Annotated in this window: 14 protein-coding genes, 1 tRNA gene and 1 pseudogene; 10 read left to right on the forward strand and 6 right to left on the reverse strand. The window is 50.2% G+C overall.

Annotated elements, in window-relative coordinates:
* Positions 1–10: 10 nt before the first annotated feature.
* Positions 11–154, reverse strand: a complete 144-nt coding sequence (locus WG31_RS15830) for a hypothetical protein (protein WP_162853399.1) — start codon at positions 152–154, stop codon at positions 11–13.
* On the opposite strand from WG31_RS15830, the gene hisG reads away from it, so the two are divergent.
* The 8 genes from hisG (at position 146) to WG31_RS10385 (ending at position 5,367) form a co-directional block, all read left to right on the forward strand.
* Positions 146–877, forward strand: coding sequence for an ATP phosphoribosyltransferase (hisG, locus tag WG31_RS10350; protein WP_006117506.1), 732 nt, complete (start codon positions 146–148; stop codon positions 875–877). The two genes, WG31_RS15830 and hisG, sit on opposite strands and share 9 nt — an antisense overlap.
* A gap of 14 nt (positions 878–891) precedes the next feature.
* A complete protein-coding gene (gene hisD / locus WG31_RS10355; RefSeq protein WP_006117507.1) occupies positions 892–2,205 on the forward strand; it encodes a histidinol dehydrogenase in 1,314 nt (437 codons plus the stop codon).
* Between the two features lie 74 nt (positions 2,206–2,279).
* Positions 2,280–2,498: a translation initiation factor IF-1 gene (gene infA, locus WG31_RS10360; RefSeq protein WP_003623225.1), complete on the forward strand. Its 219-nt coding sequence runs from the start codon at positions 2,280–2,282 to the stop codon at positions 2,496–2,498.
* Positions 2,499–2,502: 4 nt separating this feature from the next.
* Positions 2,503–3,135 carry a Maf family protein gene (locus tag WG31_RS10365; protein ID WP_063354467.1) on the forward strand — a complete coding sequence of 211 codons (633 nt, stop codon included), beginning with the start codon at positions 2,503–2,505 and terminating at the stop codon, positions 3,133–3,135.
* The gene (locus WG31_RS10370; protein ID WP_063354468.1) at positions 3,132–4,217 is read left to right on the forward strand and encodes a ribonuclease E/G; all 1,086 of its coding nucleotides are present in this window, start codon (positions 3,132–3,134) and stop codon (positions 4,215–4,217) included. The genes WG31_RS10365 and WG31_RS10370 overlap by 4 nt, the downstream gene beginning before the upstream one ends.
* Positions 4,214–4,399, forward strand: coding sequence for a DNA gyrase inhibitor YacG (locus WG31_RS10375; protein ID WP_006117510.1), 186 nt, complete (start codon positions 4,214–4,216; stop codon positions 4,397–4,399). Before WG31_RS10370 ends, WG31_RS10375 begins: the two co-directional genes overlap by 4 nt.
* 55 nt (positions 4,400–4,454) lie before the next feature.
* A tRNA-Phe gene (locus WG31_RS10380) sits at positions 4,455–4,530 on the forward strand.
* 366 nt (positions 4,531–4,896) lie between these two features.
* Positions 4,897–5,367, forward strand: a complete 471-nt coding sequence (locus tag WG31_RS10385) for a c-type cytochrome (protein ID WP_063354469.1) — start codon at positions 4,897–4,899, stop codon at positions 5,365–5,367.
* Positions 5,368–5,436: 69 nt separating this feature from the next.
* Here the strand turns inward: WG31_RS10385 and WG31_RS10390 are convergent, their stop codons facing one another.
* The 3 genes from WG31_RS10390 to WG31_RS10400 all read right to left on the reverse strand — a co-directional run bounded on the left by WG31_RS10390 (position 5,437) and on the right by WG31_RS10400 (position 8,085).
* On the reverse strand, positions 5,437–5,655 hold the full coding sequence (locus WG31_RS10390) for a hypothetical protein (protein ID WP_006117512.1): 219 nt from the start codon (positions 5,653–5,655) through the stop codon (positions 5,437–5,439).
* A 48-nt stretch (positions 5,656–5,703) separates the two neighbouring features.
* Positions 5,704–6,465, reverse strand: a complete 762-nt coding sequence (locus WG31_RS10395; RefSeq protein ID WP_063354470.1) for an SDR family oxidoreductase — start codon at positions 6,463–6,465, stop codon at positions 5,704–5,706.
* 168 nt (positions 6,466–6,633) lie between these two features.
* Positions 6,634–8,085: an aldehyde dehydrogenase family protein gene (locus tag WG31_RS10400; protein WP_082823196.1), complete on the reverse strand. Its 1,452-nt coding sequence runs from the start codon at positions 8,083–8,085 to the stop codon at positions 6,634–6,636.
* Positions 8,086–8,340: 255 nt separating this feature from the next.
* Between WG31_RS10400 and dld the strand changes: the two genes are divergently transcribed.
* Positions 8,341–10,056 carry a D-lactate dehydrogenase gene (dld, locus tag WG31_RS10405; protein ID WP_035350829.1) on the forward strand — a complete coding sequence of 572 codons (1,716 nt, stop codon included), beginning with the start codon at positions 8,341–8,343 and terminating at the stop codon, positions 10,054–10,056.
* A 112-nt stretch (positions 10,057–10,168) separates the two neighbouring features.
* On the opposite strand, the gene WG31_RS10410 is transcribed toward dld, so the two are convergent.
* Complete coding sequence (locus WG31_RS10410; protein WP_063354471.1) at positions 10,169–11,245, reverse strand: zinc-binding metallopeptidase family protein; 1,077 nt, start codon at positions 11,243–11,245, stop codon at positions 10,169–10,171.
* Complete coding sequence (locus WG31_RS10415) at positions 11,242–12,078, reverse strand: transglutaminase family protein (RefSeq protein ID WP_063354472.1); 837 nt, start codon at positions 12,076–12,078, stop codon at positions 11,242–11,244. The genes WG31_RS10410 and WG31_RS10415 overlap by 4 nt, the downstream gene beginning before the upstream one ends.
* 247 nt (positions 12,079–12,325) lie before the next feature.
* On the opposite strand from WG31_RS10415, the pseudogene WG31_RS15930 reads away from it, so the two are divergent.
* Positions 12,326–13,798, forward strand: a pseudogene (locus WG31_RS15930) (circularly permuted type 2 ATP-grasp protein); the annotation flags it as partial.
* Positions 13,799–13,804 lie beyond the last annotated feature (6 nt).

Consider the following 13,804-nt stretch of genomic DNA (forward strand, 5'->3'; position numbering starts at 1 on the left):
GCTTTCTCCTTTAGATCTGGTAAGTGGCCATATCTGCCAGACGCAAACTGATGGCAGATGTGGCCACTACATATTTTTCTTCTGCTGCGCCTTGTGGTAGGAGTGCAGGCTTAATTTGACACGCCTTGCCTCCGCCGGAGTTTTCATGAACCATCCCCGCCCTGCCCATCAGACCGAAACATCTTTCGGCACGGAAGATAACGGGCGTATTGTTCTGGCTCTCCCTAAAGGCCGTATCCTCAAAGCTGTGTCACCCCTTATGTCTGGCACAGGTATGGCCCCTGCCCCAGAATGCTTGGGGGGAGATAGCCGCAAACTGCGCTTTCCCACGCAGGACCCACAGGTTGATGTGGTGCGCGTGCGCTCGTTTGACGTTGCAACCTTTGTGGCCAGCGGCGGTGCACAGGTTGGCGTTTGCGGCGCTGATGTGCTGATGGAATTCGATTACCCCGAAATTTACGCCCCGCTTGATCTGGGTATTGGCGCATGCCGCATTTCTGTGGCGCAGCCTGCTCACCTTCCGCATGATCCACAGGAATGGAAGCGTTGGTCCGAAGTGCGGGTAGCCACCAAATACCCCGCTATCACACGTCGCTTTTTTGCAGCACGCGGCATTAACGCCACCATTGTGCACCTGCACGGTGCCATGGAACTGGCTCCAATGCTTGGTCTTTCCCGCCTCATTGTGGATCTGGTGGATACAGGCTCTACCCTGAAAGCCAACGGCCTGAAGGAAGTAGAAACCATCGCTCAGGTCACCAGCCGCGTTATTGTTAACCGCACGGCCCTTAAAACCCGCCCGGAACAGATTGACCGCATTCTCTCCCGCTTTCGCACGGCGCTTGCTACATCCTCGCCCGTTGCGGAAAATGTGTAAGGCAGACGCATTCCATGAAACGGCTTGATACGCGCGAACCGAATTTTGAAACCGCCTTTACCGCTCTTCTTTCCAATCGTGAGGAGCAAGGGCAGGAAGTTCATAAACCGGTTGCAGATATTCTGGCTGCTGTACGCAAAGAAGGTGATGCCGCACTTTGTGCTTTTACAGAGCGCTTTGACCGCCTGCCCCTTACCGCGCAACAGCTTGCCTTTACGGCACAGGAGATCGAGCAGGCACGCGCAAAAGTAAGCCCTGAACTTCTGGAAGCACTGGATATTGCCGCACAGCGTATCGAGTCCTTCCATAAAAACCAGCTACCTTCTGATATCCGTTACACAGATGATGTGGGCATGACATTGGGCATGCGTTGGATTCCGCTAGATGCAGTCGGCCTGTATGTGCCCGGTGGCAAAGCAGCATATCCATCTTCCGTGTTGATGAACGCCATCCCCGCCAAAGTTGCTGGAGTGCAGCGTTTGGCCATGTGTGTGCCAACTCCTGATGGGGTGATTAACCCGTTGGTGCTGGCCGCAGCGCACCGAGCTGGTGTAACAGAAATCTACCGTGTTGGCGGTGCGCAGGCTGTGGGCGCTATGGCCTATGGCACGCAAACCATCCGCCCGGTGGATCGCATTGTTGGCCCGGGCAACGCATACGTGGCCGAAGCCAAACGTCAGGTTTTTGGATATGTGGGCATAGACAGTATTGCTGGCCCATCTGATGTGGTGGTGATTGCCGATTCGAATACGAATCCTCGCTTGATTGCGCTGGATCTGCTGGCACAGGCCGAGCATGATGAATGCGCGCAAGCCACACTTATTACCCCTGATGCAGCATTTGCAGATACCGTTATTCAGGCTGTGGAAGCTGAACTGCGCGTACTGTCCCGCTCAGCTATTGCAGGAGAAAGCTGGGCACGTAATGGTGCAGTGCTGATTAGCCGCAATATGAAGGAAGCCGTAGAACTGGCCAACCGTCTGGCACCCGAACATCTTGAACTGATGGTGGATGATCCGGAAAGCCTGTTTACCCATGTACGCCATGCCGGGGCTGCCTTTCTGGGCCGTTTCTGCCCCGAAGCCATAGGGGATTACGTAGGCGGCCCCAACCATGTGCTACCTACATCCCGCACCGCGCGTTTTGCTTCTGGCCTGTCTGTTTTTGACTTCATGAAGCGCACAACGTTTTTATCTGGCGGCCCGGATGCCCTCCGCCAGATCGGGCCCGCTGCTGTGGCGCTGGCTCAGGCCGAAGGGCTGGAAGCCCACGCACTTAGTGTTTCCGCCAGATTGGATGTTCTGGCAGCCTCAACACCTAATGCTTGACCATAGGCTGTCACTCACCCATATCTGCTCACCAAGATTGACCTTTAACGGCTCTGAAACATACGAAGGATGCAATGTCTAAAGAAGACATGATTGAATTTAGCGGCACGGTAACTGAACTGCTGCCTAATGCCATGTTCCGCGTAAAGCTGGACAATGAACACGTTATTCTGGCGCATACCAGCGGCAAAATGCGTAAGAACCGTATTCGCGTTCTGGCGGGTGACCGCGTGAATGTTGAAATGACACCTTACGACCTTTCCAAGGGTCGCATTACGTTCCGCTTCAAATAAAGCCGTGACAGTTTCCGGCCAGCAGAACTCCGTTAAAGGAGAGGCACCTCTCCTTATACTGGCATCTGCTTCGCCCCAGCGGGTAGAGCTGCTGCGCCAGATTGGCGTAGTGCCTGACCGCATCATTCCGGCTGATATTGACGAAACACCCGCAAAAACAGAACGTCCCCGTGCTTATGCGCGCCGTATGGCGTTGGAAAAAGCACGCGCGGTAGCTGCCACCGTTACTGAACCGGCCTTAATTCTAGCTGCAGATACAGTGGTTACGCTGGGGCGGCGTATTCTACCAAAAGCAGAAAAGCGGGAAACTGCGCAATTCTGTCTGGAACGCCTTTCTGGCAGACGGCATACAGTCATAACATCGGTTGCGGTTATGCCTAGCTCCGCGTGGCCACAAGGTAAAACAGCAGAGCGACTGGTAGAAACAGCGGTTACGTTTAATCGTCTTACACCGCATCAGATCAATGCGCTATTAGATGCGGGAGACTGGGCAGGCAAAGCAGGCGGATATGCCCTGCAAGGCCATGCTGCAGGCTTTATTCGTTTTCTATCTGGTAGCAGCTCTGCTGTTATTGGTTTGCCGCTATTTGAAACAGCCCAGCTTTTACGCGGGCAACCCGGACACTGGCTGGCGTGATGCATTATTTGCGCATTGCCACCTTTCCGGGTGAAATGCGCCTTGCTGTTACCAAAGATGATACGCTGCTGGATTACGCACTTTGGCGGCCAGCCACCCCCGATCTTGTTGGCAATATCTATGTTGCGCGTGTAGCGGCACAAGCTGCCTTTATGGGGGGAGCATTTGTAGATCTGGGGCATGGCCTGCAAGGTTTTCTATCCGACCAGAAAGCAGTCTCTCACCTTACCGAAGGCCAGAGCATAACGGTTTGCGTTTCCCGCGCAGCGCAAGGCGGCAAAGGCGTGCGTGTGCGCATGCTGGAGCCTTCTGCCCAGGGTAAGGATGTTGGCCTCGTAACCACCGGTCCAACCCCTCTGGAACGTCTGACCGCCCAATGGCCAAATGCGATCATTACCGTAGATACCCCGCAGGCGGCCGCCCTTGTGCCCCCGCTCCTACGCGCAAAAAGAGAAGCCGGGTTTATACCTATACCGCCAGAAATTATGGCAGCATGTCATGCTCTGGAAGACAGCAGTGTAGATCTACCAGGCAACATGCAGGCAACCATTACGCCAACCCCCGCGCTTATTGCCATTGATATGGACGCACCGCCTGTTGCGGGCTCCCGCCCCAAGCAGACTGCACAGTTTGCAGCAAATCGTGATGCGTTGCCTGAACTTTTACACCAAATCCGCCTGCGCAATCTTTCTGGAGCAATTGTCATTGATCCAGCAGGTATGGCCATGCGCAAGCGTCAGGCTTTGCAAGATGTCGTACAAGAGGCTTTGCGGGCAGATCCACTTCGCCCACGCTGCCTTGGCGTAAGCGCTTTAGGGTTGATTGAGATTGTGCGCCCGCGCATTCACCCCTCCCTTCCAGAGCTTCTCAACTCTCCTCATGGGCATGCGCTTAAGGCACTCCGAACCATCTTGGCACAAGCCCCTACGGCAACCATCTTACGTGGTAGTATCCCCTTTATTCAGGCACTGGAGCAAGACCCGCAAGCCGTGGCAGACTGTGTACAACTCCGCGGCAAACCTTTGGCCCTAAAGGCCGATCCTGCTTTGCCTGATTTTTTCTGGACGGTTCAGGACGCATGACTTCTAAACCAGCTAAATGCCCCGTATGCGGCAAGCCTGCACAGGCAGAATTCCGCCCTTTTTGCTCAAAACGCTGCGCAGATATTGATTTAGGCCGCTGGTTTTCTGGCGATTATCGCATTCCCGGTGCACCTGTCCTGATCGAAAATGATGAAAAAGCTGAAAGAAATGACGAAAGGTGACTTGATCTCCTGCAAAGAGTGAGATACATGCTCTCTCACGCCGCAAGGCTGCGGTGCCCAAGTAGCTCAGTTGGTAGAGCATGCGACTGAAAATCGCAGTGTCGGTGGTTCGATCCCGCCCTTGGGCACCATTAAACGGCAGTAAACTGCCCCCCCAAAAAATAGTTTGATATAATTTGGTGTAATCACCTTTAGTGGTTTTAGATCCACGCTCTCTTATTCACAGCAGCGATCGGCTCTGCTCCTTCAAAAATACCTCCCAATTCCATTTAGAAAAACAGGTTTACTCACGCAAAATGCGTGCGACTGCATATGCCCTGCTCTCTCTTTTTGCGCAGCCATCTCGTCAGTTCATCCCTTCTGTGCAGCCATAAAGCCTTTCTTCCGCCCTGATTGTTCGAAATAAAGAAAGCATATTCTTTCAGCTCCCTTAGGTTGAGAAGATAAGCTATCTGTGTATAGTCGTTTCATTATCGAACAGTTTTCAGGAGTATTTTATGAAAAAGACCGTTCTCGCTCTGCTAGCAGCTCTTACCGGAGGCGTAGGCTTTTCTGGTGCAGCGCATGCAGCGGCGGATGGCGCACAGCTTTATGCAACGCACTGCGCCATGTGCCACCAGAGCAGCGGCGATGGCGTTCCAGGGCAATTTCCACCCCTGAAAGGACGCATTGACAAAATTGCGGCTTCTCCTGAAGGCAAAACCTACGTGACACACGTACTGCTGAATGGTCTTGCTGGCAGCCTGAAGGCCGCTGGTGGTTCCTACATGGGTTACATGCCTTCCATGTCATCCATGTCTGATGAAGAAATTGCTGCTCTGCTAACCTACGTTTCCTCCCTGAGTGGCGCGGCTTCTACGCCAACCTTCACAGCGGATGATATTAAAAAGGAACGTGCTACACCCTTGCAGCCGGGTGTTGTGCTGGAAGAGCGTGAAAAGCTGAACGCTGCTCACCCTCTACCATAAATAAACCAAGAGCCAGCCATTCTTACAAATGGCTGGCTCTTTTAAATACGCTTTAATTTCTAAAAATATTTAACCACTAACGTCTGGATTATTTTCAGCAACTTCTGCCTTGCTAGTTTTTGTCCTGCGTCCGTCTACAGCTTCTGCAATTTCAGATACGAGATCCAGATATTTATCCCGATCTGTTTCTACAGAAGAACCAAACTGGTTAAGCAAGCCAAGGATCAGATCCTCACGTGTTGCATGTTTTTTCTCCCTTCTTGGAGAAAAGTGCTTTTTACCAGACATGAAATTTCATCCCTTTACACCTACATGCTTCTACCATTTGCGCCTTGTTTATTGCGCGGTGTATCCACCATCAATCACCAGCTCGCTTCCTGTAACAAACTTGGATTCATCAGAAGCAAGATACAGAATACCGTAAGCAATATCGTTGGGCTCCCCCAGATGGCCAATGGGGTGCAGATCAACCAGTTTTTGGCGGGCTGCGGCGTCTTCCTTTGTTAAACCAGCCACCATGGGTGTCCAGATATAGCCGGGATGCACTGAATTCACCCGAATTTTGTATCCAGATTTGGCACAATGTAGGGCCGCAGATTTTGTAAACAGCCTTACTCCGCCTTTACTGGCGTTATAGGCTGCCAACATTGGATCCCCTATCAATCCTTCAATAGAAGACAGATTGACAATGGAACCGCCACCAGACTTCTTCATGGCCTCAATAGCTGTCTGTGTGCCCAGAAATACGCCATCCAGATTGATGGACTGAACACGCCGCCAATCTTCCAGAGATGTGCTTTCTACACTACCAGAATACGCGATACCTGCATTATTCACGGCAATATCCAGCCGCCCATAAAGCTTGAGCGTCTGCTCAATAGCGGCTTTCCATGCCGCCTCATCCGTTACATTCAATTTGACAAATGCAGCTTCACCACCTGCATTTTTAATTTCTGCAACGGCTTTCTGACCGTCTTCTTCTTTTAAGTCACCAATAACAACCTTTGCACCTTCTTTGGCCAAAAGCTGTGCTGTAGCCTTGCCTATTCCATTAGCGGCTCCAGAAACAATGGCAACCTTGCCTGCTACACGCGCCATAATACTTCCCCTACCTATGCCTTACGTTGCATTGCGTGCTGATCCCAGCCTGAATCAGATATCTCAACCATGACCTGCATCAATTCTTGCAAATGATGGAAAGATTTAAACAGACTTATACTCAGAGCATAATGCCTCTGGGCTATAAGAGTTCCTTTCTAAGAAGTTTTACTGCTTTGTTGAATCTGCTCCATATCCAACAATTGCTTTGGTTTCCAGAAACTCTGCAATTCCAAAACGGCTGCATTCACGGCCATTGCCAGACAGACCATACCCACCAAATGGTGCCTTTACCGTCCATGCTGCGCCATTAAGGGTAACGGTACCAGCCCGAAGTTTACGAGCAACCCTACGAGCACGCTCCATGCTGCCAGACTGCACATAGGCTGCCAAACCATATGGATTACTATTCGCCAGCCTGATGGCATCATCTTCATCCGCATACCCCATAATGGACAAAACCGGGCCAAAGATTTCTTCCTGCGCAATCACCATATCCGCAGTTACATGCCCAAACACAGTTGGCCGCACGTAATAGCCTTGCATCAGCCCTTCTGGGCGCCCTACGCCACCAGCAGCCAAGACAGCCCCTTGCGCCGTGCCTTTTTCAATCAATGCCTGAATACGGTTGAATTGAGGAGCACTTACAACAGGGCCAAGCTCTGTCACATTATCTGTTGGGTCCCCCACACGCAGGCTATCTGCAACTTTAGCTGCAATATTCATAGCCTTTTCCATCAGATCATGCGGCACCAGCATACGTGTTGGTGCATCACAGGATTGGCCAGAATTTCCAAAACACTCCTGAGCGCCCCGCTCTACTGCATCTGCAAAATCTGTATCAGCGAAAATGATATTGGCAGATTTACCACCCAGTTCCTGCAAAACACGTTTAACAGTAGGCGCTGCGGCCTGAGCCACGGCAATACCCGCCTGCGTTGACCCAGTAAAAGACACCACATTCACCAGCGGATGACTGGCCAAGGCTTCTCCGGCTACGGGGCCATCACCATTCACCATATTATATACACCAGTTGGCACACCTGCTTCATGTAGGATTTCTGTAAATATGATGGCAGATAAAGGTGCAATTTCACTGGGTTTGAGCACAACAGTGCACCCAGCCGCCAAGGCAGGCATAACTTTGCAGGCTATCTGGTTCATGGGCCAGTTCCATGGCGTAATCAGCCCCGCAACGCCTATGGGTTCATGAGTGATGAGAATATCATCCTCATATTCTTCAAACTGGTAATGGAGCAAGGCATCTAAGGTTTCTTCTATATGCGCCAAGCCTGCTGGTGTCTGGCTTTCCCGCGCGAGGGAAATGGGCGCACCCATTTCCAAAGAGATTGCCTGCGCCATCTCTTCTGCCCTGCGCTGATAGATAGATGGAATACGGCCCAGAATCTGTAACCGCTCTGCACGTGTTGTGGCGCTCCATGCCCCGAATGCCGCATAAGCGGCCTCAACAGCTCGATTCACGTCCTGCGCGTGTGCCAATGCAATACGGCTACATGGCTGTTCTGTCGCTGGGTTGATAATGTCTTTTTGAGCTTGCGCAGAAGGCAAAACCCACTGCCCGTTGATAAAAAATCTTTCTGAGTTTCCCAAACAATTCATTTGATCACCCTCCCAATAACTGCCAGATCCGTGGGTGTTTCAAGATAATACGACAAACGCGCCCCAACATGTTATAACAGCCATGCGTTACCAGAAACCACGGTAACCAAAGACTTTCTTGCTTGTCTATGACATGTTTCTTGCCATTTGTTATTCACAGCGCAATATCAGGTGCACTCGTGAAAACAACCTTACGTTATACTCTTGCCGGTATCTGAAAATAGAACCTCCGGCTGCCGTAGAAAGGATTTATGCGTGACAACCGCCGCAGAAAACAACAAGCAACTGCTTGAACAGTTGAAGAATATAGCTGGCCAGCACCATGTCCTGACCGGAGAAGACAGCACATACCGCTTTACCCATGGCTTTCGCTTTGGTGCGGGTAAGGTGCTTGCTGTTGTTCAGCCGGGCTCACTTATCGAGCTTTGGCGCGTTGCGCAGGCCTGCGTAAATGCTGGCAAAATTATTATCATGCAGGCCGCCAATACTGGTCTGACAGGCGGCTCTACCCCTGATGGCAATAATTATGACCGCGATATCGTACTTATTAGCACGCTACGGCTAGATAAATCCCACCTGATCGGTAACGGCAAGCAGGTTGTATGCCTACCCGGCGCCACACTTTACGAACTGGAAAGCAAACTGGCGGCCATTGGGCGGGAACCGCATTCTGTTATTGGTTCCTCCTGTATTGGTGCCTCCGTTCTGGGCGGCGTGAGCAACAACTCTGGTGGCGCATTGGTGCAACGTGGCCCTGCTTATACGGAAATGGCCGTATTTGGTCAGATCGGGCCGGATGGCAAACTACAGCTCGTAAACCATCTGGGTATCCAGTTGGGGAATGACCCGGAAGCGATATTGCAGAAGCTGGAAGCCGGCACCTTTACAGAAGCAGATATTGATTGGAACGCCGGCAAAGGGCACGATGGTAACTATATCAATCATGTGCGCGAAATTGATGCCGATACCCCTGCCCGCTACAATGCAGACCCGGCACGCTGGTATGAAGCCGCAGGCTGCGCTGGCAAGCTGGTTGTCTTTGCTGTGCGCCTTGATACCTTTCCCGCCAACAAAGATACGTCTGTTTTCTATATTGGCACCAACAATACAGACGAACTGGAAAACCTGCGCCGCCATGTGCTGACAGCATTTAATGAACTGCCAATTTGCGGTGAGTATATCCACCGTGATGCGTTTAATATTGCTGAAAAATACGGCAAGGATACCTTTGCAGTTATCCGCTATTTTGGCACCAAGTTTTTGCCAAAAATGTTCGCCATGAAATCAAAGTTTGACATTTTTTCCAAAAAACTTGGTTTCCTGCCCGATCATCTAAGTGACCGAATCATGCAGGCTCTCAGCTACCTGCTGCCACGTCAGCTACCTAAGCGGATGCTGGATTATCGGGACAAGTTTGAACATCATCTCATGCTTAAAGTCTCGCACGATTTGGCTGGGCCTATGCGCCAATATTTGCAAACATATTTTGGCAGCGTAACTGGCGAATATTTTGAATGCACGCCAGAAGAAGGCAAGCTTGCCTTCCTGCATCGTTTTGCTGCGGCTGGTGCGGCTGTTAGATACCGCGCTGTGCACCATAAGGAAGCAGAAGATATTGTAGCGCTAGACGTTGCCCTCCGCCGGAATGACCGCGAATGGTTTGAAAAACTGCCGCAGGACATTGAAAACAAACTGATTGTTAAGCTCTATTACGGCCACTTCCTCTGCCATGTCATGCATCAGGATTACGTGGTGAAGAAGGGTTACAATGCCATAGCGGTTGAACATGAAATGCTTCCCGGTTTGGATGCTCGTGGGGCACGCTATCCGGCAGAACATAATGTGGGCCACCTGTATAAGGCACCGCAAAACATGCTGGACCACTATCAGCAGCTTGACCCATGCAACTGCATGAACCCCGGTATTGGCCAAGCTACAAAACGCAAAAACTGGCTGGCAGAAAGCGTATAATCGTAAACTTCTGTTAGTCTAGTATATTACAATACTAAAAACCCGATGTAGCACTTTTGGTTACATCGGGTTTTATTTTGCATACACATCAAATATTCTAAAAAATAAGAGTCTATGATTTATTCTGCACATTTCGAATAAGATTATGAATAAAATGCAGTTTGCGCACAACGCCATGCGTTAACGTAAAGGGGTAAAAATCTGGCAATCCCATGGAACGATTCAAATTATTAACCGCATAAGTTAATGGAACCCATGCGTTAATAATTTCTTCAAAAGGCATGGATGTATAAGGGTTTCCATGGGGGGAAAGAAGCGCATCTCCCCCTACTGTGTCGCTTACTGTCATATCGTAAGCCAAAGCCGTTTCTAGTGTAGAAATAATATGGAAATAATGCGCCCATGTTTCTGCAAAATCTTCCCATGGGTGAGATGTCGCATAAAAGCTTACAAAATTCTCGCGCCAGTTCTGTGGGGGAGATTGCGCATAATAGGTTTGTAATGCAGCCTGATAATCTGCACTATCATCCCCAAATACAGCGCGGCAGGCTTCTAGTTTTCCGCCATCTCTTACTAGAATGTTCCAGTAATAATGCCCAATTTCATGGCGAAAATGCCCTAGGAGAGTGCGATAATACTCTCCCATTTCAATACGCATTTTCTCACGGTAAGCATCATCTGCTTCCTTGGTTGCAATTGTGATAATACCATTGTTATGGCCTGTCATAATAGCAACTGAACCATCTGCCGCATCATCCAGAAAATCAAATGCCAATCCGTTTTCCGGGTCCTGCCGCCGGTTTTTAAACGGAAGTTTCAACCGCAGAATTGTGTAAAACATTCTGTGTTTTGCAACTTCCAATTTGTACCAACGGTTTTTGTTTTCCAGAACATTCAGGTTGGGGATCATACGGTTAAATTGGCAGGCAACACAAAACCCAGAATTTGCACCATTATCGGCTGCCAATGTCAGCCAGTTACACACCCCATAGGCGTGATTGATACAAAAAGCCCGCGCTTGCCCTCTAGCCTTTTTTTCCAAAGGTAACCATGTGCCATCTGCCTGTGGTTCCAGCGCAGTCATGGTTGCAAACTCTGGTAAATACCCTACAGTAACACCGCAATAATGACATTGCGTTGCTTCAAACCCCACCAGATGATTGCAGGATTGGCAGGAAAACCGTTTCATTGTCGGGGTAAGTGCTGCACTTGCATGAACACATCAAACACGGCCTTACAACAATCCAGCACGCCAGAAACTGGTGCGGCATCCTGCGGCGTATTTGCAACTGCTAACGGAATATGCCCAGCCCCTGCCAGAAAGCCAGATGTGGTATCAAACCCAATCCAGCCCTTTTGCGGTATAAGAACTTGCGCCCAAGCGTGCAAATCACCATTCAGCGTTGTAAGCTTACCCTCCTTGCATTCTTCCTGAATAAGATAACCTGAAACAAAACGGGCCGAAAACCCAAGGTGACGCGCAGCACTTACCAGCAACCATGCGCTATCTCGGCAAGAACCGCTTGCGCGCTGCAATGTTTCCTCTGCTGTCCAAACTCCCGGCTCCATACGCCGTTGGTATTGGATCCGCTGTGCAACAACTTGATTAAGTGCCTTGATTTTATCCAGCGGATCTTGCGCAATCGTTACTTGGCGTGCTCTGATGAGTGACCGCATATTCTCACTCATGCACTGCGATGTTACCGCTTCTTCCTCATCCAAAAGTTCAGGGCATGTGGCCGCATCAGCAAGAGGGTCATACGGCGTAAGATCAAGCATGAGCGCAACTTCAATATCAAAGTGCGTCACCTGATCTGCACATTCAACGCAAGCAATCTGATTACCCAATGCATCCTGTGTCCATTTTACCAAGCACTCAGTTGGTTGCACATGCAAGTTATAGGAGAGCACAGGTGTACGAGAATGCAACGTAGGGCGTAGCCGAATTGTTTGTGGCCCCATGCTGACAGGCCTATCATACCGGTAACAGGTTCGATGTGTCAGCATAACGTGAGAACTCATCAAACCCTAACCTTGTCTTTTATCTTATTCATGGCAAGCAGTGTTACCTCATTTAACAAGAACACGTGCTTGTAGCGTAAAACCATAGCAGCATGGCACGCACATGCAATACATATCCAACACAATCAAAAACTTGCTTAACTAGCTTCTATTTTAGACTTGGCAAACCTCTGGAAACCTGTTCAGTTAATTCGGTAGTGAAACAAGTTGAGGCCGCACTAGCCGCCAGCCTGATGGGAGAGAAACCATGATACCAACAGCCCTGCATGCTCCCCCTCAGGCTGCTTCCTTAGGGCTTCTGGACAACTACCATATCCCAGATTTTTTTTGTGAGTTGATGAATCGGCGTGACCCAACGCCCCCCGTCCTACAGTGCGTAAAAGACCGGCTTGCAGCACTTAGCCTGCCAGAATTACGCCGTAGAACCCAAGCTGCTGAGGCTCAACTTTACCGCATGGGCATTACCTTTACTGTGTATTCAGATAAGGAAGCCATTGATCGTATTTTGCCGTTTGATGCCATCCCTCGTGTTATTACCGCGCAGGAATGGGATCACGTAGAGCGAGGTGTGCAACAGCGTATTCAGGCTATCAATCTGTTTCTGCATGATATTTACCATGATCGAAATATCCTGCGTGATGGCATATTGCCTGCCGAACTGGTGCTGAATAACCCCAATTACTGTGATGCCATGGTGGGTGTAGATGTTCCCGGCGGCGTTTATGTGCATATCAACGGCACAGACCTGATACGGGATGATAACGGCCAGTTTCTGATTCTGGAAGATAATGCCCGCACGCCCTCTGGCGTGTCCTACGTTATTGAAAACAGACACATGATGCTGCGCCTTATGCCAGATCTGGCCTCTGGTCTGCCCATTCGCTCGGTGGAAGAATATGGCCTGCGCTTACATCAAACCCTCTGTGAAGTGGCACCAGAAGGAATTGCTGATCCACAAGTCGTTCTTCTTTCACCCGGCATTTATAATTCTGCTTATTTTGAGCATGTTTTTCTCTCCCGCGAGATGGGCGTACCCCTTGTGGAAGGGAAAGATCTGTTTGTTGAAAATCATCGGGTATTTATGCGCACAGTCAACGGCCCCCGTGCTGTGCATGCTATTTACCGTCGCTTGAATGATGATTTTCTGGACCCGCTGGCCTTTAACCCAAACAGCCTTCTTGGGGTTCCCGGGCTAGTAGAAGCGTATCGGCGCGGCAACGTTACACTTGCCAATGCCTTGGGCACAGGTGTTGCCGATGATAAAGCCGTATATGCTTATATGCCACGCATTATTCGTTACTATTTAGGGCAGGATCCTATTCTGCAAAGTGTGGAAACCCATATCTGTGCAGAACCAGACGGCCTTGCTTATACGTTAGCGCATATGAACACGCTTGTTATCAAACCTGTTGGAGAATCAGGGGGTTATGGCCTATTGATTGGCCCACACGCCAGCCAGAAAGAACTGGCTAATTTTAGAGAAAAATTACTGGCTGATCCTGCAAACTATATCAGCCAGCCCGTTATCAATCTGTCTGTTACCCCAACACTCTGCCCAGATGGTGTGGAAGCCCGGCATGTGGATCTCCGTCCTTTTGCCTTAACAGGCCGTTCTGTGTGGGTTTTGCCCGGAGGTCTCGCTCGTGTGGCGCTCCGCAAGGGGTCTCTGGTGGTCAATTCATCTCAGGGTGGTGGCTCTAAAGATACGTGGGTAATGGCCATCATG

The sequence above is a fragment of the Acetobacter oryzifermentans genome, assembly GCF_001628715.1.
Classification (GTDB): Bacteria; Pseudomonadota; Alphaproteobacteria; order Acetobacterales; family Acetobacteraceae; genus Acetobacter; species Acetobacter oryzifermentans.

Excerpts from the sequence above, each read along its gene's own strand:
- hisG (WP_006117506.1), top strand. The coding sequence starts at position 146 with ATGAACCATCCCCGCCCTGCCCATCAGACCGAAACATCTTTCGGCACG.
- WG31_RS15830 (WP_162853399.1), bottom strand. The coding sequence starts at position 154 with ATGGTTCATGAAAACTCCGGCGGAGGCAAGGCGTGTCAAATTAAGCCT.
- hisD (WP_006117507.1), top strand. The coding sequence starts at position 892 with ATGAAACGGCTTGATACGCGCGAACCGAATTTTGAAACCGCCTTTACC.
- infA (WP_003623225.1), top strand. The coding sequence starts at position 2,280 with ATGTCTAAAGAAGACATGATTGAATTTAGCGGCACGGTAACTGAACTG.
- WG31_RS10375 (WP_006117510.1), top strand. The coding sequence starts at position 4,214 with ATGACTTCTAAACCAGCTAAATGCCCCGTATGCGGCAAGCCTGCACAG.
- WG31_RS10385 (WP_063354469.1), top strand. The coding sequence starts at position 4,897 with ATGAAAAAGACCGTTCTCGCTCTGCTAGCAGCTCTTACCGGAGGCGTA.
- WG31_RS10390 (WP_006117512.1), bottom strand. The coding sequence starts at position 5,655 with ATGTCTGGTAAAAAGCACTTTTCTCCAAGAAGGGAGAAAAAACATGCA.
- WG31_RS10395 (WP_063354470.1), bottom strand. The coding sequence starts at position 6,465 with ATGGCGCGTGTAGCAGGCAAGGTTGCCATTGTTTCTGGAGCCGCTAAT.
- WG31_RS10400 (WP_082823196.1), bottom strand. The coding sequence starts at position 8,085 with ATGAATTGTTTGGGAAACTCAGAAAGATTTTTTATCAACGGGCAGTGG.
- WG31_RS10410 (WP_063354471.1), bottom strand. The coding sequence starts at position 11,245 with ATGAAACGGTTTTCCTGCCAATCCTGCAATCATCTGGTGGGGTTTGAA.
- WG31_RS10415 (WP_063354472.1), bottom strand. The coding sequence starts at position 12,078 with ATGAGTTCTCACGTTATGCTGACACATCGAACCTGTTACCGGTATGAT.